Origin of the sequence: Allofournierella sp. CML151 (assembly GCF_027853465.1) — a bacterium.
Classification (GTDB): Bacteria; Bacillota; Clostridia; order Oscillospirales; family Ruminococcaceae; genus Allofournierella.
Map to the genome: position 1 here is coordinate 218,607 of NZ_JAPNNW010000002.1, position 18,588 is coordinate 237,194.

The 18,588-nt window shown below is 59.1% G+C and carries 17 protein-coding genes and 1 other RNA gene; 6 read left to right on the top strand and 12 right to left on the bottom strand.

Translation table 11 applies throughout. The features are described from left to right. Positions 1 to 19 precede the first annotated feature (19 nt). The 6 genes from PH256_RS02700 to PH256_RS02725 all read right to left on the bottom strand — a co-directional run bounded on the left by PH256_RS02700 (position 20) and on the right by PH256_RS02725 (position 6,352). Positions 20 to 955, bottom strand: coding sequence for a magnesium transporter CorA family protein (locus PH256_RS02700; protein ID WP_087180436.1), 936 nt, complete (start codon positions 953 to 955; stop codon positions 20 to 22). Between the two features lie 464 nt (positions 956 to 1,419). After that, positions 1,420 to 2,463 carry a 3D domain-containing protein gene (locus PH256_RS02705; RefSeq protein WP_270912882.1) on the bottom strand — a complete coding sequence of 348 codons (1,044 nt, stop codon included), beginning with the start codon at positions 2,461 to 2,463 and terminating at the stop codon, positions 1,420 to 1,422. 352 nt (positions 2,464 to 2,815) lie between these two features. Then, positions 2,816 to 3,262, bottom strand: coding sequence for a hypothetical protein (locus tag PH256_RS02710; RefSeq protein WP_270912883.1), 447 nt, complete (start codon positions 3,260 to 3,262; stop codon positions 2,816 to 2,818). 49 nt (positions 3,263 to 3,311) lie between these two features. Beyond that, positions 3,312 to 4,529: an L-lactate MFS transporter gene (locus PH256_RS02715; RefSeq protein ID WP_270912884.1), complete on the bottom strand. Its 1,218-nt coding sequence runs from the start codon at positions 4,527 to 4,529 to the stop codon at positions 3,312 to 3,314. A 25-nt stretch (positions 4,530 to 4,554) separates the two neighbouring features. Then, a complete protein-coding gene (locus tag PH256_RS02720; protein WP_270912885.1) occupies positions 4,555 to 5,331 on the bottom strand; it encodes an SDR family NAD(P)-dependent oxidoreductase in 777 nt (258 codons plus the stop codon). A gap of 142 nt (positions 5,332 to 5,473) precedes the next feature. Then, positions 5,474 to 6,352 (bottom strand): MerR family transcriptional regulator, encoded by an 879-nt coding sequence (locus PH256_RS02725; RefSeq protein ID WP_087185089.1) that lies wholly within the window; start codon positions 6,350 to 6,352, stop codon positions 5,474 to 5,476. Positions 6,353 to 6,987: 635 nt separating this feature from the next. On the opposite strand from PH256_RS02725, the gene pheS reads away from it, so the two are divergent. The 4 genes from pheS to PH256_RS15250 all read left to right on the top strand — a co-directional run bounded on the left by pheS (position 6,988) and on the right by PH256_RS15250 (position 11,299). Beyond that, entirely contained in the window at positions 6,988 to 8,010 is a 1,023-nt protein-coding gene (gene pheS / locus PH256_RS02730; protein ID WP_087185090.1) for a phenylalanine--tRNA ligase subunit alpha, read from the top strand. A 12-nt stretch (positions 8,011 to 8,022) separates the two neighbouring features. Continuing rightward, positions 8,023 to 10,464 carry a phenylalanine--tRNA ligase subunit beta gene (gene pheT, locus PH256_RS02735; protein WP_270912886.1) on the top strand — a complete coding sequence of 814 codons (2,442 nt, stop codon included), beginning with the start codon at positions 8,023 to 8,025 and terminating at the stop codon, positions 10,462 to 10,464. A 133-nt stretch (positions 10,465 to 10,597) separates the two neighbouring features. Beyond that, the gene (locus tag PH256_RS15245; RefSeq protein WP_333766234.1) at positions 10,598 to 10,819 is read left to right on the top strand and encodes a hypothetical protein; all 222 of its coding nucleotides are present in this window, start codon (positions 10,598 to 10,600) and stop codon (positions 10,817 to 10,819) included. 39 nt (positions 10,820 to 10,858) lie between these two features. After that, positions 10,859 to 11,299 carry a DUF6198 family protein gene (locus PH256_RS15250; protein ID WP_333766235.1) on the top strand — a complete coding sequence of 147 codons (441 nt, stop codon included), beginning with the start codon at positions 10,859 to 10,861 and terminating at the stop codon, positions 11,297 to 11,299. A gap of 108 nt (positions 11,300 to 11,407) precedes the next feature. Here PH256_RS15250 and PH256_RS02745 read toward each other — a convergent pair whose 3' ends face one another. Then, positions 11,408 to 11,818 (bottom strand): hypothetical protein, encoded by a 411-nt coding sequence (locus PH256_RS02745; RefSeq protein WP_270912887.1) that lies wholly within the window; start codon positions 11,816 to 11,818, stop codon positions 11,408 to 11,410. A 328-nt stretch (positions 11,819 to 12,146) separates the two neighbouring features. On the opposite strand from PH256_RS02745, the gene PH256_RS02750 reads away from it, so the two are divergent. Continuing rightward, positions 12,147 to 12,713: a hypothetical protein gene (locus PH256_RS02750; RefSeq protein WP_270912888.1), complete on the top strand. Its 567-nt coding sequence runs from the start codon at positions 12,147 to 12,149 to the stop codon at positions 12,711 to 12,713. 345 nt (positions 12,714 to 13,058) lie between these two features. After that, the gene (gene abc-f / locus PH256_RS02755; protein WP_270912889.1) at positions 13,059 to 14,678 is read left to right on the top strand and encodes a ribosomal protection-like ABC-F family protein; all 1,620 of its coding nucleotides are present in this window, start codon (positions 13,059 to 13,061) and stop codon (positions 14,676 to 14,678) included. Between the two features lie 104 nt (positions 14,679 to 14,782). On the opposite strand, the gene ssrA is transcribed toward abc-f, so the two are convergent. From ssrA to dnaX, 5 genes are all read right to left on the bottom strand, one after another. Continuing rightward, positions 14,783 to 15,132: a transfer-messenger RNA gene (gene ssrA / locus PH256_RS02760) on the bottom strand. Between the two features lie 55 nt (positions 15,133 to 15,187). After that, on the bottom strand, positions 15,188 to 15,655 hold the full coding sequence (smpB, locus tag PH256_RS02765; RefSeq protein ID WP_058965841.1) for an SsrA-binding protein SmpB: 468 nt from the start codon (positions 15,653 to 15,655) through the stop codon (positions 15,188 to 15,190). Between the two features lie 78 nt (positions 15,656 to 15,733). Continuing rightward, positions 15,734 to 16,333, bottom strand: coding sequence for a recombination mediator RecR (recR, locus tag PH256_RS02770; protein ID WP_087185283.1), 600 nt, complete (start codon positions 16,331 to 16,333; stop codon positions 15,734 to 15,736). Between the two features lie 12 nt (positions 16,334 to 16,345). Next, positions 16,346 to 16,684, bottom strand: coding sequence for a YbaB/EbfC family nucleoid-associated protein (locus PH256_RS02775; protein ID WP_058965836.1), 339 nt, complete (start codon positions 16,682 to 16,684; stop codon positions 16,346 to 16,348). 18 nt (positions 16,685 to 16,702) lie between these two features. Beyond that, entirely contained in the window at positions 16,703 to 18,538 is a 1,836-nt protein-coding gene (gene dnaX / locus PH256_RS02780; RefSeq protein ID WP_087185284.1) for a DNA polymerase III subunit gamma/tau, read from the bottom strand. Between the last annotated feature and the right edge of the window lie 50 nt (positions 18,539 to 18,588).

Consider the following 18,588-nt stretch of genomic DNA (forward strand, 5'->3'; position numbering starts at 1 on the left):
TTTTGAAAACCGTTCTCGGTTACAGCCACTTCTTCCAGCGGGCCAGGAAGCCTGCGCCCAGGGTAGCCAGCACGGCAATGGCCAGCACGATCACGAAGCCGAAGGGGTTCTCGGCAAAGGGCACCGGCACGTTCATGCCCCACAGGCTGGACACGATGGTGGGCACCGTGAGGATGATGGTCACGGCGGCCAGCAGCTTCATCACGATGTTCAGATTGTTGGAGATCACGGAGGCGAAGGCATCCATGGTGCCGGACAGAATGTCCCGGTAGATGCTGCTCATCTCCATGGCCTGCTTGTTCTCGATGATTACATCTTCCAGCAGGTCGGTATCCTCGGGGAAGTCTCGCACAAAATCCATGCGCAGCAGCTTCTCCAGAACGATCTCGTTGCCCTTCAGGGAGGTGGAGAAGTACACCAGGCTCTTCTCCAGGCCCAGCATCTGAATGAGCTCCTTGTTCTTCATGCTCTTGTGCAGCTCGTTCTCCACGCGGGTGCTGGCCTTGTCCACCTGGCGCAGGTAGAACAGGAACAGGCTGGCGTTGCGGTAGAGCATCTGCAGAGCCATGCGCTTGCGCTTCTTGGTGCTACAGGCCTTGACCAGGCCCTCCATGAAGGCGCGGGGCAGCGCGGTTTCCTTCAGGGAGACGGTGATGATGTTATCCTCGGTGAGCACGATGCCGAAGGGAATGGTGGAATACACAAAGCTGTGGCCCTCGGTCTGCACGATGGGGGTGTCCACGATGATGAGGATGTGGCCGTTGTCCTCCACTTCAATACGGCTGCGTTCCTCTTCGTCCAGGGCGGCCCGAACCAGGTCCGGGTCCACATGCAGCTGGGCACAAACCCGGCCGATCTCCTTCTCGTTGGGGTCGCACAGGTTGATCCAGGAGCCGGGCAGAATCTGGTCCTGCTCCAGCATACGGCCGCTATCGCTCAGATAAATATTCAACATAAAAAACACCTGCTTTCTCAAACTTACCGGCTCTTTTTCCGGCTGTGTTTGCGGCGCACGGCATTACAGCCGCCCCCCGAAAAGCAGGTTCCGCGCTCATGATTCAGCGCAGGATGCAGGGTAAGGCAGCAAAGCCGGTTCCGCTGATAAAACGATCCACACATCTACTGGGGTCGCCGTCCATGCTGTCATCTCCTTGCATTGAATTTTTTGTTGCGGGCCCTGTCGGCCCTCAATTAGTGTATGCCCGCCGGGCGGGTTTGTCAAGCCATAAAACGCCAAAAAACGCCGCTTTTTGGCGCTATGCGGTAAAAAGCGGGTAAAAAGGCGAAAAACGCCCCAAAACGGGCAAATTCGGCCCGGTTTGGGGCAAGGCAGCCGCTTCTTCCCGTGGAAAGAGAAACGCCGGGGCAGCCAGCTGTTTCGCTGGCCGCCCCGGCGCGGGGTGCTGTGTTTTGCGGGCCTCAGCCCATCACATACACGTTCACTTCCTGCACACCGTTCATCAGCGCTTCGGAGAAGCTGTCGTAGAACAGGTCCACCAGGCAGCTGCCGTTCAGCAGCGAAGCGCCCGTGTCGGTGGCGATGGCATAGCCGTAGACCAGCTTGCCGTCGGTGCTGGTGATATAGAGCTTGGTGCCGTACGGAATCAGGGCAGGGTTTACGGCAACGGTGCCGCAGTACAGCCCCAATCCGGAAGCGCCCCGGCCCCGGCTGGCACTGTAGCCGGTGGCCCGGCCAGTGTACACCGCCGTGTAGCCGGTGGGTACGCCGTCTACCACCTCGGGACCTTCCAGAGGCGAAACCGGCGCCCCTGCCTGATAGGCCTTGATGATGGTGTTCTGGGGAGCCACGGTCTGCACCACGCTGATCACCTGGCTGGATTCCACCTGGCCGTCCACCACGCGCTCGCGGTGGGTGATCTGATTGGTGCCCTCGTGCCCCTGCTGCACCAGCTGGGTTCGGTTCCGGTTCTTGTAGAACAGGCTGGTGTACACATACTCGGTCTCGTAGGGGATGGATTCCTCCACCACGGTGTCCCGGTATTCCACCCGGTGCACCTGAATGCTCAGGCCGTCGGAAATGGCGGTGTGCAGGCTGGGCTCGGTGTAATCATGCTCCCCCAGCTCCACGCCGCAGGCGGCCAGTGCGTCGCTCACCGTGCCGTTGACCAGCCGCAGGTCATGGGTCTGGCCGTCCGCGGTGACGGTGAGGTCCACCGCCCGCTGGATGCTCAGGCTGGCCTGATTGCCCTTGTAGGCGGTGTAGTGCACATCGTCGCCCTCCTCGGCCACGATGCCGCTCAGCTGCATGAGCTTCTGCGGGTCGTCCAGGTGGGTCATAACCACCTCGCTCGCGCCCTCGGAATCGGTGATGCGCACCAGATGCAGCGCCTGATGCAGGCCGATCAGGGTGAGCGCCAGGCAGCCCACGGTAATCAGGCAGGCCCACACCTTGACCGGCACCGCCAGAACCAGGCGGCGCAATTTCTTGATGATCGTAATCATGCAATCTCCTAACGTTCCATGCTGGCGGGCAATGGGGGCCAAAAGCGGCCCGCCGGCGGCCTGGAACATGGGGCCAGACCGCGCCCTGCTTTCGATGGCCCGGAGCCTTTGCCGCCCAATGCGGCCCGTTCCGGGCACTTGTGGCATTGTAGCAAAAGCGGGCCGGGGCCGTCAAACGGGAAAGCCCTGCCGTTTTTCGCCGCATGCTTTCAAATTTCGCCGAAATATATTTACCGTTCATGCTTGCTTTTAAAATCCTCGCTTTTTCGGCTTTTTTCTTAAGATTTCTTAAGATTCAAAACGATTGTATCAATATCACCACCTTTTGTACAACACAAACTCCTACTACCGCTCACAGAATCCTCTGGGAGGATTTTGTGCAGCTTCCACAATTTTTATTCCAATCGGGGATTTTTCCTTGCTGATGCAAATCGGTACTATTTGCATCAGGCACCATTTGTTTCACCGCCGGTCCGGCACTTTTGCTTCCGTTTTTCGGGTGTGGCCCGCCCCCCGTTTTCCGGGTCTGATTTTGATTGTAAGCCCTTTTGCCCGGCGTATTTTGCCGAAGAGCGCCCGGCGCTGTTTTTCGTTTTTTTCCGCAGCTGCCTCGTCTTTTTCTTGCGGTTTTTCTTTTGCTTATATAATGTAATATAAGAGGAGCGGCTTCCCGGCGCAAATTGCCGGAAAGCCACTCCTCTTTTTCAAACAACAACCATCTGATTTTCCTGTTCCAGATACCGGCAGAACACAAATATCGCGCAAATTGCCCAGGGCTCAAATTCCGGGCCGCATTCAATCCGCCAGCCTCCCGCATCAGATATGCTTTTCATCGACAAAGGGGGTCTTCAACGATTCATGTTGCTTGCCAGCTTTTTGGCCAGCAGCACCAGCAGGATGGCGGCGGCCGCCAGAATGGCGCTGCCGATGTAGCCCATCACATAGGAGCCGGTGGAATCGTAGAAGCTGGCGCTGATCTTGGGGCCCACAAAGGCGCCGATGCCGTAGCCGATGAAGATCAGCCCGTAGTTGCGGTTGTAGAACCGGGAACCGAAGATGATGCGCACCATGGGCGCGAACACCACCAGCAGGCCACCGAAGGAGAAGCCCACCAGAGCCACGCAGACCAGGAAGTAGGGCAGGCTCTTCGCCACGGTGAGCATGAGCATGGAGATGCCGTTCAGCAGCAGCACCAGGATCAGGGAGTTCCAGCCCTTCAGCTTGTCATAGATGAAGCCAAAGGAGATGCGGCCGATCATATTGAACAGGGTCATGGCGGAGACGCACATGGCCGCGGTCATGGCCGACTGGCCGATTTGATTCTGGGCGATGGGACTGGTGGCGCTTACCATCATGGTGCCCGCCGCGTTGGCGAAGATGAACATGATCAGCAGCACCCAGAATACCGGGGTGGCCACCATCTGGGGAATGTTATAGTTCTTTCGGTTCAGCTCCTGAGACTGGGTGGTGCTGGGCTTCCAGCCTTCCGGCAGCCAGCCCTCCGGGCAGGGCACGATCATCCAGGCCACAGCGCCCACACCGATCAGGAACACGATGCCCAGAATCCGGCATGCCATCTGTGCGCCGTAGCTGTCGATGAGCCACTGGGCAATGGGCGACATGATGAAGGGGCCGCAGGCAGCGCCCGCCTGCACCAGGCCGGAGATGGAGCCGCTCTTATCCGGGAACCACTTCAGGGCGGTGGGCAGACAGGCGGGATAGATGGTACCCGCGCCCGCACCTGCAAACAGGCCGTAGAACAGATACAGCTGGGGGATGCTGGCGGCAAAGCCGGTCAAAAACCAGCCGCCCGCAAAGAACACCAGGCCGATGTAGATGGCCACCCGGGGCTGCAACTTTTCGGCCAGGTAGCCGCCGAAGAAGCCCACGGCACAATAAACAAACATATAAATGGTGTACGCCATGCTGAAATCCGAGCTGCTCCAGCCGAACTGGGTGGTCAGCGGCAGCGAGAACAGACTGAAAAAGGCAGTGGCACTGGTAAACAGGCTTTGCAGCCAGACGCCCGCGAATACCATCCAGCGGGTCTTGCTTGTAATTTTCATGGGATATTCCTCCTCGTTGTTCCGATTACTGCAGGGTGCCCAGGTCCAGCGCAACCTCGCGGCCGTTGAACTTGCCCGCGGCGCGGCTGGTGCCCAGCCAGTAGACCATGTCTGCAATGTCGTCCACTTCCAGGAAGGGCACGCCCTCGTACATCTCCTGCCAGTTGGCAAAATTCTTGCCGGTCAGGTCGTTGATGAACTTCACATAGCTCTCGGTCTCGCACATGGGGGTCTTGACCTTGGTGGGGCACAGTGCATTCACGATGATGCCCTTGCTGCCCACCTCCTTGGCCAGGGTCTTGGTCAGGCCCAGAATGCCCCATTTGGACATACAGTAGGTGGCCAGCTGCGGGGTGCCGTACAGGCCGCTGGTGGACGAAATATTAATGATCCGCCCGAAGCCCTGCTTGAGCATGTACCGGGCGGCGTATTTGTCGGTTCGCCAGGTGCCGATCAGGTTGATGTCGATCACCTTCTGCACCTGCTGGTCGGTCAGCTCCCAGGTATAGCCGAAGTTGATCACGCCCGCGTTGGCGATCACCACGTCCAGCCGGCCGAAGGTCTCCCAGGCGGTTTGGAACATGGCCTGCATCTGCTCGTCGCTGGTGATGTTGCACTGCACCGCCAGGGCCTTGCCGCCCCGCTGCTCCACTTCCTTCACGGTTTCCTGAAAGCGCTCGTCGGTGGGGTCCAGCATATCGCCCAGAACCACGTCAAAGCCGTTTTCCGCATACTTCAGCGCATGAGCGCGGCCCTGCCCCATGGCGCCGCCGGTGATCAGCACTACTTTTCTCTGTTCCATGTTTTCTGTTTCCTCCCTTTTCCGCAACTGCGAATTCAAACGCAAAAAGCCGCCGGAGAAAGCAGTTGTTTGCTCCCTCCGGCGGCTCCCATGATACAGCCTGAACCCGCTTTAAGGTCAAGCGGGCATGTTCGATAATTTTTTATTTAACTATTTGTGCATCTTTTCCAGTGTTCTCCGGCCCGCAGCCGGTGTCCACCGGAATCCAGACGCAGTGCCAGTTGAAATACTCCTCCTCCGGCTTTGCCATGCAGGCCACCTGAGTCACAATATCACCCGCCAGATGCAGACCGCAGCGGCGCATATAATCAAAGGCTGCCTCCAGGCGGCGGTAGCTCAGATATTCGCTGGAGCGGGACGGAATGCAGGTATACACGCAGGGGCAGGGCGGATAATATTCCACCAGCTCGCTCTGCTCCACCCCAAGAAAAGCCGCATACTCCTCATCCAGCCCCAGCCCAAAGTCGAAGTTCTCGTCCCCGGCTTCGATCTGGCTTTTGTGAAACACCGCGGTGGAATATACAAAGGGTGTTTTTTCCATCCATTCCCGGATCAGCTCCGTCTCCTGCCGGGTGCGGGGCAGCGTGTAGCATTTCTGGGTATTTATCCGGTAGATACCGGGGCTTTTCAGCATGCGGTAAACGCCCACATCCTCACGGGCGCTGCGGATGCGCTGCTGGCACTGGCGCACACTGCGCAGCAGGTTGATGTTCCACAGAATCTCGTGCTGAATCTCCTCCTCCTTGGCGTGAAGGGCCCGCTCCACATCCTCCAGACTGCGCCCCTCCAGCAGCGCGGCGGTCTCCTCCAGGGAAAAACCGCACTGCCGGTAGTGGCGGGCACGGGCCAGCATGTGCAGGTCCCAGGTGGTAAAATGCCGGTATCCGCTGCCCTCCGCCCGCAGCGGCTTGATGATGCCCTTGCTCTCGTAATACCGGATGGCCTCGGCCGTAACCCCCAGCAGCTTGGCCATATCGCCGATGGTGTAATTGGAATATCGCTCCATATTCTGATCGCTCATTGCTGCACCAACCTTCAAGCGGCTTTAGGGCAATACCGCACAATTCCAGGTGGTGAAGCGCGCCGGAAATTTTTTGCGGAATGAACCCAAAAGCGCAGGCAATCCTTTGTGGACCCGCGAGCATTTTGGGAAAATTCCACGGAAAATTTTGGCGTGATACGCCGCCTGAGCCGTTAGGCATGAATTATGCGGTGTTGCCTTAGGTATTTTGCGGGCCCTTGAGCGTTTCAGCGCCCGAATCCGCCGCGTATTGTGGATTTTTATTCATTGTATCACAATTCCTGCCCGCCGCCAAAGCCCCTGTCCCCCGCCCCTTGACAGAAGCTTTCCAAACGAGTATACTTTATAAAGTTAAAATGCTGAGATGGAGACAGCGCACCGCACCCCTGGGTACAGAGAGAAGGTTCACCGGCTGAAAGGCCTTCCGAACAGAGCGATGCGAATTCCCTCCGGAGCAGTTCGTGCCAACGGGCCCTTGCGGCCTCAGTAGTGCGGAACGGTTCGCCCCGTTACCGGCGCCGAAAGTGCCGTCGCGTTTTGCGGCGGAATATGGGTGGTACCACGGAGTTTACAGCTTCGTCCCGTTGTGTTGCGGGGCGGGGCTGTTCTTTTTATCATCGAAAATGAGGTGTATTATGGAAGCAAAGATCAATGCTCTGAAAGAGCAGATGGAGATTTCGCTTGGCGCTGTGCAGTCTCAGGAAGAGCTGGCCGAATTCTGGCAGGCTTACCTGGGCAAAAAGGGCAGCATCGCCGGGCTGATGAAGGAGCTGGGCAAGGTTTCCGCCGAGGAACGGCCCGCCATGGGTAAGTTCATCAACCAGTTCAAGGCCTACGCTGAGCAGCGCTACCAGGAAGTGCGCGCCGAGATGGACCGCAAGGAGCTGGAGGCCCGCAACAAAAACGAGCAGGTGGACATCACCATGCCCGCCGTGAAGCGGCCCATGGGCTCGCTGCATCCCATCACCATCGTGAAGGACCAGATGGTGGACGTGTTCGCCGGCATGGGCTTTGAAATCTACGAGGGCCCCGAAATCGAGGACGATGACCACAACTTCACCCGGCTGAACGTGGCGAAGAACCACCCCGCCCGTGACATGCAGGATACCTTCTATGTGGCCGAGGACATCGTGCTGCGCACCCACACCAGCCCCGGGCAGATCCGCGTGATGGACGCCGAGAAGCCCCCCATTAAGGTGCTGGTGCCCGGCCGCGTGTTCCGTTCGGACAGCGACGCCACCCACTCCCCCATGTTCCATCAGATGGAGGGTCTGGTGGTGGACAAGAAGATCACCCTGTGCGATTTGCAGGGCATGCTGGATGAGTTCGTGAAGAAGATCTTCGGCAGCGAGGTGAAGACCCGCCTGCGGCCCAGCTACTTCCCCTTCACCGAGCCCAGCGTGGAGGTGGACGTGAGCTGCTTTGAGTGCGGCGGCAAGGGCTGCTCGCTGTGCAAGGGCACCGGCTGGATCGAGGTTCTGGGCGGCGGCATCGTGCACCACAAGGTGCTGGAGAACTGCGGCATCGACCCCAACGAATATTCCGGCCTGGCCTTCGGCATCGGCATCGAGCGTATCGCCATGCTGAAATACGGCATCAACAACATCGGCCTGCTTTATGAGAACGATCTGCGGTTCCTGAAGCAGTTCAAGGACTAAGGAGGCAAACCCATGAAAGTACCATTCAGCTGGCTGAAGGAATATGTAGACATTGACGTAACCGCCCAGGAGCTGGAGGAAAAGCTCTTCAGCTGCGGTTTTGAAGTGGAAGAGCTGATCCCCGTGGGCAAGGACATCTCCGGCGTTGTGGTCGGCCACGTGGTGGAGTGCGAGAAGATTCCGGACACCCATCTGTCCCTGTGCAAGGTGGACGCGGGCACCGGCGAGCTGCTGCAGATCTGCTGCGGCGCGGACAACGTGCAGGCGGGCGGCAAATACCCCTGCGCTCTGGTGGGCGCCACCGTGCTGGCCACCGGCAAGGACCACAAGACCGTGGAAGGCGTTATGACCATCAAGAAGGGCAAGCTGCGGGGCTACGAGAGCTTCGGTATGCTGTGCAGCGGCGTGGAGCTGGGCCTGAACGACGATCTGTACCCCGGCGCCGATTATTTCGGCCTGCTGGTGCTGCCTGAGGACGCACCCGTCGGCGCGGATGTGAAGCCTCTGCTGGGCATGGACGATTACATCTTCGACATCTCGGTCACCGCCAACCGTGCGGACTGCCAGTCCGTGCTGGGCATTGCCCGCGAGGTGGCCGCTGTGCTGAACAAGCCCCTGAAGATGCCCGCCACCGACTACACCACCAGCGATTACACCTATCCCGGCCTGAACATCACCGTGGAGGCCCTGGACCTGTGCCCCCGTTATCTGGGCCACGGCGTGCGCAACATCACCCCCGGCCAGTCTCCCCAGTGGATGCGCCGGTACCTGGCTCTGTGCGGCCTGCGCAGCATCAGCAACGTGGTGGACATCACCAACTTCGTGATGCTGGAAATCGGCCAGCCCATGCACGCCTTTGACATGTCCACCCTGGAAAGCACCCAGATCATCGTGCGCCGCGCCCGCAACGACGAGTCCATCGTCACCCTGGACGGCAAGGAGTTCCAGCTGAACGACAGCAATCTGGTCATCTGCGACGGCGCAAAGCCCGTTGCCCTGGCCGGTATCATGGGCGGTCTGAACAGCGAGATCACCGAGAACACCACCCAGCTGCTGTTCGAGTCCGCCAAGTTCTTGCGGGACAACATCCGCAAGACCTCCCGCAGCCTGGGCCAGAGTACCGATGCCTCCAGCCACTACGAGAAGGGCATTTCCGAATACACCTGCGAGCTGGGCATGGCCCGCGCGCTGCACCTGATTCAGGAGCTGGGCTGCGGCGAAGTGACCGCCAGTGCCTTCGACGTGAGCGCCGGTGCTCCCCGTGAGGGCAAGCGGTTCACCGCCACCATCAGCGGCATCAACCGGATTCTGGGCATTGATGTGCCCGCCGAGGCCATTCTGGACATCCTGCGCCGTTTGCAGTTCGAGGTGAAGCAGGACGGCGACGTGCTGGACGTGACCGCGCCCCGCTACCGTGAGGACATCGAGATCGGCGAGCCCGACCTGGCCGAGGAGGTCATCCGGGAATACGGCTACGAGCACATTGTGCCCACCTTCCTGCAGGATTCCAGCGTGACCAACGGCGGTCTGAATCCCTCTCAGCAGCGCCGCGCCAAGCTCAAGCGCACCCTGTGCGGTCAGGGCTACTACGAGATTTCCACCCTGGCCTTCTACGCGGACGCCGATCTGGACGCGCTGCATCTGGCCGAGGACGCTCCCGAGCGCCGGGTAATCCGCCTGCTGAACCCCATTACCTCCAACCTTACCATCATGCGGCCCCTGCTGGCTCCCTCCATGCTGAACACCGTGGTGGAGAACCTGAAGAAGGGCAACAACGCCGGCCGGCTGTTTGAGCTGTCCAACGTGTACGCACCCAAGGAGCTGCCCGTGACCCAGCTGCCGGATGAGATTCCCCACCTGGGCTTCGCTGCTTTCGGTGACGAGGAGGACTTCTTCACCGTGAAGGGCAGCGTGGAGGCCCTGGCCGAGGCCTTCGGCGTGCATTTCGACTACGAGCGCGCCGAGGATGTGCCCTACCTGCATCCCGGCATCTCCGCCTACATCCTGTGCAACGGCAAGCGGGTGGGCGTGTTCGGCAAGCTGGCCAATCAGGTGACCGGCGAGCTGAAGCTGCCCAAGGACAGCAAGGCCAACCACAAGATCTTCCTGGGCGAGATCGACTACAACGCCCTGTGCGCTCTGCTGCCCGAGAGCATGCGCTACCAGCCCATTTCCGAGTTCCCCGCCGTGACCCGTGACCTGGCTCTGGTGGTGGAAGAAGGCATGACCTGCGGCACCTTGGTGGAGACCATCCGCTCCGCCTGCAAGCAGGTGGGCGACGTGGAGCTGTTCGACGTGTACCGCAGCGAGCAGATCGGCGAAGGCAAGAAGAGCATGGCCTTCAAGATCTTCTTCGTTCCCGAAGACAAGGCGCTCACTCCCAAGGACATCGACCGCTTCATGAACAAGATTCTGGGCAACCTGAAGCACAAGCTGAACATCGACATGCGCTGATCGGCCTGTCCGTTCTACCGGTTCATCCCCGGCAGCTTCGCACCGTTTTTCGGTGCGAAGCTGCTTTTTGTTTGCACCTACCACAAGACAGCGGCCGTTGCTTTGATTCCAAGCAAGAAAGAAGAGCATTTCATTGAACAAGCAGATTTCCTACCGCATTTTCTTTTATGTTCTGGGGCTTCTGATTCTGGCCCTGGGCCTGACCCTGAACACCAAGGCCGGGCTGGGCGTTTCCCCTATTATTTCGGTTTCCTACAGCGTTGCCCAGATCTTTGGGCTGAACTTCGGCAACACCACCATGTTTCTTTACTGTGTGTTTGTGCTGGCCCAGCTGGTCCTGCACGGCATTCAGTGAAAGCAGCACCCCGAAACCGATTACCGCTTTGTACTGCTGATGGACGTGCTGCAGATTCCTCTGAGTCTGGTATTCACCCGGTTTCTCAACCTGTTCGGCGCCTTTTTCCCGGATCTTGCCGCCGGTGCTGCAGGCTGGACCGACCGGCTCCCCCTGCGCCTTGTGGTGCTGCTGCTGGCCATCCTGTGCACCGGTGTGGGGGCGGCCATGTCGCTCTCCATGCGGATCGTTCCCAACCCGGGCGATGGTATCGTCCAGACCCTTTCGGACTGCACCCACTGGAGCGTGGGCTTTACCAAGAACTGCTTTGACCTGTGCAACATCACCCTTACCATTCTGCTGGGCCTGCTGCTCAGCGGGCATCTGGTGGGCATCGGACCGGGCACAGTTCTGGCCGTGGTGGGCGTGGACCGTGTGATCGCCCTGTTCCAGCATCTGGCGGGCCGGAAAATTGCCCGGCTCTCCGGCACGGCTGCCTGAGGCTATTCGTTCTGCCGCTATATCAAAAACGCCTGCCCGGATTACACTTGCCGGGCAGGCGTTTTGGTATGATCTTGCTGGGTTCAATCACTGGGGAGGAACACACGGTCACTCCAAGATTTCCGCGGAAAAGCCGCCTTTGTGCTGGTCAGCGGTGAAGCGCACCACCACATCTCCGGGTATGTCCACATCAAAGGCCGAGGTTGGGAGGTCTTCCCGTTCAAATAGAATTTCTCCATCGGTGCTTTTGATCTGGAGCGCGCAGCTGCCCGCATCGGTCTGCACCGTTACGTGAAGCGTAGCGGGCTGCGTGGTTGGGTGCAGGGTTCGCTGCTGCCAGCCATCCCATAAAATATAATCCGCCGACCAGCTTTGGGCACTGCTTTTTTCCCAATAGCCGATTTGCAGATGCGCGGAAGATTTCTTGGCTCCAATGCCCAGAGTCCCCATCACCTGGAGGAGCAAAACGATCCCTACCAAAACAAAAACCGCCGTTTTAAAATCCATTTGTTTTCGCATTCTCTTCCCTCCCGCTTCCGGAATCCGGCCGCTTGTTCGCTCGCGGCAGTTACCTTTATTATAAAAGCTGCTCCGGGTTTACGCAATCTGCAATCTACCATCCGCCTCGCAGCCCCTCCTAGAAGGCGCCGGAAATCATCATCCAATTGTAGTACACTATGGATAATGATATATTCCTGGTTATCCAACAAGTCTGCTTAACGGCTTCCGGGTTGCCCCTTCCGGCAAAAAGTTTGCAGGATGAGCAAGAACATTGGGGGACCATCTCGCTTTTGCTGCCTGCGCCCTGTTTGCTCCGGCATTTCATTTTTCTATTGAGGTGATTTTTGTGAAAACATCCTGCATTCTTCTGGCTGCGGTTCTGGCCCTGACGCTGCCCGCCTGCTTGGCTCCGGCTTCCAGCACACCGGCTTCTGCCCCGGAATCCTCCAGCGCCGTCTCCTCCGCACCTGCATTCTCCAGCGAAGCCGCCTCCTCGCCGGAATCCTCCAGCGTCATCCGCTCCGATTATTTTTATGTTACCGAGTCCGATTCTTCCGCCTCTGATTTGAAAGACGCATCTGTCTCTGCGCCGGACCTTGCAACTCCGGATTCCGATGCCTTCACTCGCTTTGAGGCCGGACTTTCCGACCTTGGAATCTCCTTCTCCGAGCGTGTCACCATGGATGCAACGTACATCGGCGGCGAAGCCGGATACAAATATCAATGCGAGGGCTATAAGATCGAGCTGTACCAGTTTGACCCGGAATCCGATGCATACAAAAAGGCGGAATCCGAAGGCATCGTAACTCTGGAAGGCTTCGGTGACTTTTCCGCCCTCGCCCACGATGGCCTGGTGCTGCTGAACACCAGCTCTCTTCCCCAGGAGATCGTTGATCTGTTCAATTCCTTATAAGCTTTTTCTTTGCAAGCGGAACAGCACAGCCGCACCGCTCCTTTGCTGGAACCGTGGAAAAACCGCTTGCCCAAACCCGGCAACTGTGCTATGCTTAGAGCAAATAAAAAAGAAAGGGAAAGGTATTGCCAGGATGCGTATTCGCTAACGTTTTCACACAAACAAATTCTGAACTGCAGAAGGGGTCTTTGTACCCTTTGTTTGTGCTGGAACCGGGCGGATATTGCTGGGCCTTTCCGTTTTATGTGGAAACGGCCTGGAAATGTGCGGCTTCGTGTATTTCCAGGCTTTTTTGCGTCCAAACCGCCCCTCCGGCGCCTTCTGCAAGGCTAAGGAGGTATTTTTATGTCCAAAATTCTGTTGTCTGCACATCATATCGTCCAGTATTTCGGAGAGCAAAAAATTCTGGAATTTGAAAAGCTCACTGTATACGAGGGGGACCGCATCGGGATCGTAGGGACCAACGGCGCGGGTAAAACCACGCTTTTGAATATTCTGTCCGGCGAATTGGTTCCGGACGAAGGAACCGTAACGCGAGCAGTGCCGGTGAATTATTTCAAGCAGTTCCGGGCACCGGCGGCACAGGCGGACCCGCAAAAATGCCGCGAGCTGGGCCTTTCGGGCAAGCTTTCCCGCGAACGGCTGAGCGGCGGCGAGATGACCCGCCTGGGGCTGGCGGCCATGAATCCGGATTCGCTTTTGACCTTTGCGGATGAACCCACCGCCAATCTGGACGCAGAGGGCGTGGAGCTCTGCTGCCGGATGCTGGAACAATATCCCACCCTGCTGCTGGTCAGCCACGACCGTGCCGTTCTGGACCGGCTGTGTACCCGCATCCTTGAGGTAAGGGAGGGGCAGCTTCATTTTTACACCGGCAATTTCACCGCGTATCAGAAGCAACGGGAGGAAGCCTTCCAGCGGCAGGAATTTGAGTACCAGCAATACCGCAGCGAAAAAGTCCGGCTGGAGAAAGCGGCCCGCCAGCGGAACCAGGCCAGCCAGAGCGTGAAAAAAGCGCCCAGCCGCATGGGAAATTCCGAAGCCCGTCTTCACAAGCGAGCGGCAGGCGAAAAAACGGAAAAGCTGGACAGCGCCCGGAAGACGATCTTATCCCGTCTGGAACAGCTGGAGGTAAAAGAAAAGCCGCAGCAAGCGGCCCTGGTTCACATTGATTTTTCTCTCACCGATCCACCCGCCAACCGGGAAATCGCCACCGGCAGCCAGCTCACCTTCGGCTATGGGAACAGTCTTATTTTTGAAAACGCCTCGTTCTCACTTCCTAACGGGAGCAAAACAGCCCTGATCGGGCCGAACGGAGCAGGAAAAACCACCCTCATGGAATTGATCCGCTCCGGCGCACCGGGAATCCGCCTGGTTCCCAAAGCAAAAATCGGATACTTCCAACAAAGCCTGGATGCCCTGGACCCGGACAAAACGGTTTTGGAAAACGTGATGGAAACCTCGGTCCAGAGCGAAAGCACTATGCGTGGTATTCTGGCCCGGCTTTTGATCCGCCGGGAGGATGTGTTCAAAAAAACGGGTGTCCTGAGCGGCGGCGAACGGGTCAAACTTGCCTTTGCCAAGCTGTTCGGTTCCCCTGCCAACCTGCTTTTGCTGGATGAGCCCACGAACTTTCTGGACATGCCCGCCATTGAGGCGCTGCAGAAAATGGTGCAGGACTACGAAGGAACCATCCTGTTTGTCTCCCATGACCGGGCGTTTTCGGATGCCTGCGCCACTCGGATTCTGCGGATCGAGGACAGAAAGCTCCTCGCCTTTGATGGTAACCTTACTGCCTGGGAGAATAAGCAGGCCGAGGCAAAATCCGAAAAGAAAATTGATAAAGTTCTTTTGGAGCTGCGGCTGGCCGAAGTGATTTCGCGGCTGTCACTCCCGAACTGTTCGGATAAAGAAGAGCTGGAAAAAGAGTTTGCACAGCTGATTGCGCAAAAGAGGGCGCTTTGAACCCAACCGAAAGCTTCCGTGCAGGTACGCAAAACAAGTGAAAAGAGAAGAGTGAACAGTGAAAAAGGAAAACGCCCGAATGCCATCGGCATTCGGGCGTTTTATGGTGGAGATGGCGGGAATCGAACCCGCGTCCGAAAAGAAGTCCACGAGAGTATCTCCGGGTGCAGTTTGTCTACAACATTTCCTTTGTGCCAGGCCGGCAAACAGGCCGACACATTGGTAGCTTCATGAGTTCATGGCCGCCCGCAAAGCTTAAGGCTGCTCACGTTCAGTACCTAATCGATGCCCTGGCCCTGTTCGGTACTAAGACAGGCAGGACAGCCGCCTATAATTAGGCAGCGACAGCTAATTTATTGTTGTTAGCTATTTTTTCGGAGGCGTTTAGAGTGTGGCCCCCATCCACTACCCGCTGCTCGCGCTTTCCTCTCCCCGTCGAAACCTTTACATCCCCATAAAAGGGCGGAAATTCCGCCCGGAAAGCGAATGTGCGCTTTTGGTTTGCGGCCTTACCGCCGCTGTGTTTTCATGGCCCGGTCAATGTCCCGCTGGGCGGCGCGCTGGGCCGCGGTGGCCCGCTTGTCGTACAGCTTTTTGCCCTTGCACAGGCCAAGCTCCAGCTTTACCCTGCCATGCTTGAAATAAAGCGAAAGCGGAATCAGGGTATAGCCCTGCAATTTGATCTCCTGCGCCAGCTTGCGGATCTCATTTTTATGAGCCAGCAGCCGCCGGGGCCGCAACGGGTCCCGATTGAAGATATTGCCTTTTTCATAGGGGCTGATGTGCATTCCGTACACGATCAGCTGCCCGTTCTCCACATCCACCCAGGAGTCCTTCATGTTCACCTGGCCCATGCGGAGACTTTTCACCTCGGTGCCCACCAGCTCGATGCCCGTTTCCAGGCTTTCCATGACGAAATACTCGTGCCGTGCCTGCCGGTTGGCGGCGATCTGTTTGGTTTTCACCTGCTCGGGCATTTCGTCACCTCCTCTGTTGTGCGCCCTTGGTTTCTGTTTACAAAGTATAACCCGCTGCGACCGGCTTTGTCAAGCCGGTCACAGCTCTCCCCGGCCGCTGAGCGCCTTATACAGAGTGGTCTCGTCGGCGTATTCCAGGCTGGAGCCCACCGGCAGGCCATAGGCCAGGCGGGTGGTCTTGATGCCCAGGGGCTTGATGAGCTTCGCCAGATACATGGCGGTGGCTTCGCCCTCCACGGTGGGGTTGGTGGCCATGATGACCTCCTTCACCTCGCCGTCATGCAGGCGGGCCAGCAGCTCCTTCACACAAAGCTGATCGGCGCCGATGCCATCCATGGGCGAAATCAAGCCGTGCAGCACGTGGTACAATCCATTATACTCCCGGGTACGCTCGAAGGCGGTCACATCCCGGGGGCTTTCCACCACGCAGATCACCGAATGATCCCGCTTGGGCGAGGAACAGACCTTGCACAGGTCGTTCTCGGTGTAATCCTGGCAGATTTTGCACCGGTGCAGCTTGGTATGCGCCTCCTCAATGGCCTTGGCCAGCTCGGCCGCCTCGGCGGCGGGCATGCTCAGCACCTGATAGGCCATGCGGGTGGCGCCTTTGCGCCCGATGCCGGGGAATTTGGAAAACTGTTCCACCAGCCGCTCCAGCGGCGCGGCGTTGTATCCCATGCTGATCGCTCCTTACAGGCCGGGGAAGTTGGCGTTGCCGGTCAGCTCCTGCATGGCCTTGTCGGAGTCAGCGTCCACCACGCGAACAGCCTCGTTCACGGCAGCGGCCACCATATCCTCCAGCATCTCGATGTCGTCCTTGTCCACGATCTCAGGATTGATCTTGATGGAGGTGATCTCGTGCTTGCCGGTCATGGTGATCTGAACCATGCCGCCGCCAGCGGAAGCCTGGTACTCGGTGTTCTCCAGCTCCTCCTGCTTGGCCTTCATTTCTTCCTGCATCTTCTGGGCCTGGCGCATCAGGGCGTTCACGTCGGGCTTGCCAAAGCCCTGGGGCAGTCTTGCTTTCATGGTTGTTCTCTCCTTAGCTTATTTGTCATTGTAGACCACGTCGACCCCTTGGGCCGCGAGTTCTTTTAAAGTATCCTCCACCGTGTGAGACACACCGTTTGCCTTGGACTTGTCCACATAAGGGCCAATGCCGCAGCGCACGCCGGTCACCTCCTGGATGATCTGTTTCAAGATCTCCTGGGATTCCTTGTTCACGCGGATGAAGTCTCGGAAGGTTGGACCGCCTTCGATCAGCACCCGGCGGCCATCGTACACGGCGCGGGACTTGTGAAGGTGGGAATAGAGCTGCCGGTCCCGGGTTTCCAGAAGGGCGACCACCTGGGGCCAGGGCTCAAAGGGCTGGGGCGGCTCGCCCTTGGCGGGGGCCGCAAGGCTCTGCCGCTTGGGCTGGGCCTGCTCCACCGGGGGCGGAACCTCCTTTTGCTGGATAGGCTCTGCCTCCCAGGGCAGGGGTTCCGGCTGTTGGGCCGCCGCAATGGGCGCGTCCGCCGGTTTTGCCATTTCCCGGGCCTCCTTTGCGCTCACAGGGGGCGCATCCAGCTCCCAGGGCGGAAGGTCCTGGCTCTGGGGCGCGGCACTTTGCGCTGCCGCCTTGGGGGCGGCTGCCGCCGGGGCCGAGGCTTCCGGCTGGCGCACCGCGAAGGGAGCGGGATCGGCGGCGGCAAAGGGTGCTGCCGCAAAGGGGGCCGCGCTCTGCTGGCCAAAGGCCGGGGCCTGCTGCTGGGCCGTTGCTGTCTGCACCGGGGCGGCCTGCACCGGCTGCTGGGCAGCCTGCGGTGTTTCGGTCAGAGCAAAGAGGGCCAACTCCAGCTCGATGCGCTGGTCGGTCCCCCGGCCCATCTTTTCCAGCGCGGAGCCCAGCAGGCGCACGGCCCGCACGCTCTCGCCCTGGCGGATGGTTTCGGCAGTTTGCAGATACTGGGCTTCCTCCTCCGGGGCCACCCCGCTGAGCAGGGCCTTGCCGCCGGGAAGCGCCGCCAGCATCAGGTTGCGGTAATGGGCGATCAGCTCCTCGCACAGGCGCTTCATGTCCACCGACTGCTGGCGCAGCTGGGCCACCTCGGCCAGAGCCTCGGTGGCGTTTTTGTTGTGCAGCGCCTCGCTGATCCGGAACAGGTAGCTGCGGTCGGTCACACCGGCCATCCGCCGCACCAGCTCCTCGTCGATCTGGGTGGAGACACCGGCGCAAGTGTCCAGAATGGACAGCGCGTCACGGAGCGCGCCGTCCGCCAGGCGGGCGATCAGCGCCGCCGCGCCCTCGGTCAGCTCCAGCTGCTCCTGGGCGGCCACGTAGCTCACCCGGGCGGCGATGTCCTCCGGCTTGATGCGGCCGAAGTCATACCGCTGGCAGCGGGACAGAATGGTGGCCGGCACCTTGTGAATTTCGGTGGTGGCCAGAATGAAGATCACATGACTGGGCGGCTCCTCCATGATTTTGAGCAGCGCGTTGAACGCCGCAATGGAAAGCATGTGCACCTCGTCGATGATATATACTTTATAGGCACAGGCGCTGGGGGTATAGGCGGTCTCGTCCCGCAGGTCGCGGATGTTGTCCACGCCGTTGTTGGATGCGGCGTCGATCTCCACCACGTCCAGGATGGAGCCGTCATCGATGCCTTTGCAGATTTGGCAGACGCCGCAGGGGTCCGGGCTGGTCTTGTCCTGACAGTTCACCGCCTTGGCGAAGATCTTGGCGCAGGTGGTCTTGCCGGTGCCCCGGGTACCGGTGAACAGGTAGGCGTGGCCCACCCGGCCGGTGGCGATCTGGTTTTTCAGGGCCGACACAATGCCCTGCTGGCCCACCACGTCCTCGAAGGTGCGGGGCCGCCATTTGCGGTAAAGCGCCCGATACATCCTGCCGTGCCCTCCTTTCTGCCGGTACAAAAAACGGACAGGCCCGCAAG

What these genes read in the sequence shown, in the direction of transcription:
- PH256_RS02700 (WP_087180436.1), bottom strand. Translation starts at nt 955, where the DNA reads ATGTTGAATATTTATCTGAGCGATAGCGGCCGTATGCTGGAGCAGGAC.
- PH256_RS02705 (WP_270912882.1), bottom strand. Translation starts at nt 2,463, where the DNA reads ATGATTACGATCATCAAGAAATTGCGCCGCCTGGTTCTGGCGGTGCCG.
- PH256_RS02715 (WP_270912884.1), bottom strand. Translation starts at nt 4,529, where the DNA reads ATGAAAATTACAAGCAAGACCCGCTGGATGGTATTCGCGGGCGTCTGG.
- PH256_RS02720 (WP_270912885.1), bottom strand. Translation starts at nt 5,331, where the DNA reads ATGGAACAGAGAAAAGTAGTGCTGATCACCGGCGGCGCCATGGGGCAG.
- PH256_RS02725 (WP_087185089.1), bottom strand. Translation starts at nt 6,352, where the DNA reads ATGAGCGATCAGAATATGGAGCGATATTCCAATTACACCATCGGCGAT.
- pheS (WP_087185090.1), top strand. Translation starts at nt 6,988, where the DNA reads ATGGAAGCAAAGATCAATGCTCTGAAAGAGCAGATGGAGATTTCGCTT.
- pheT (WP_270912886.1), top strand. Translation starts at nt 8,023, where the DNA reads ATGAAAGTACCATTCAGCTGGCTGAAGGAATATGTAGACATTGACGTA.
- PH256_RS15250 (WP_333766235.1), top strand. Translation starts at nt 10,859, where the DNA reads ATGGACGTGCTGCAGATTCCTCTGAGTCTGGTATTCACCCGGTTTCTC.
- PH256_RS02745 (WP_270912887.1), bottom strand. Translation starts at nt 11,818, where the DNA reads ATGCGAAAACAAATGGATTTTAAAACGGCGGTTTTTGTTTTGGTAGGG.
- abc-f (WP_270912889.1), top strand. Translation starts at nt 13,059, where the DNA reads ATGTCCAAAATTCTGTTGTCTGCACATCATATCGTCCAGTATTTCGGA.
- smpB (WP_058965841.1), bottom strand. Translation starts at nt 15,655, where the DNA reads ATGCCCGAGCAGGTGAAAACCAAACAGATCGCCGCCAACCGGCAGGCA.
- recR (WP_087185283.1), bottom strand. Translation starts at nt 16,333, where the DNA reads ATGGGATACAACGCCGCGCCGCTGGAGCGGCTGGTGGAACAGTTTTCC.
- PH256_RS02775 (WP_058965836.1), bottom strand. Translation starts at nt 16,684, where the DNA reads ATGAAAGCAAGACTGCCCCAGGGCTTTGGCAAGCCCGACGTGAACGCC.
- dnaX (WP_087185284.1), bottom strand. Translation starts at nt 18,538, where the DNA reads ATGTATCGGGCGCTTTACCGCAAATGGCGGCCCCGCACCTTCGAGGAC.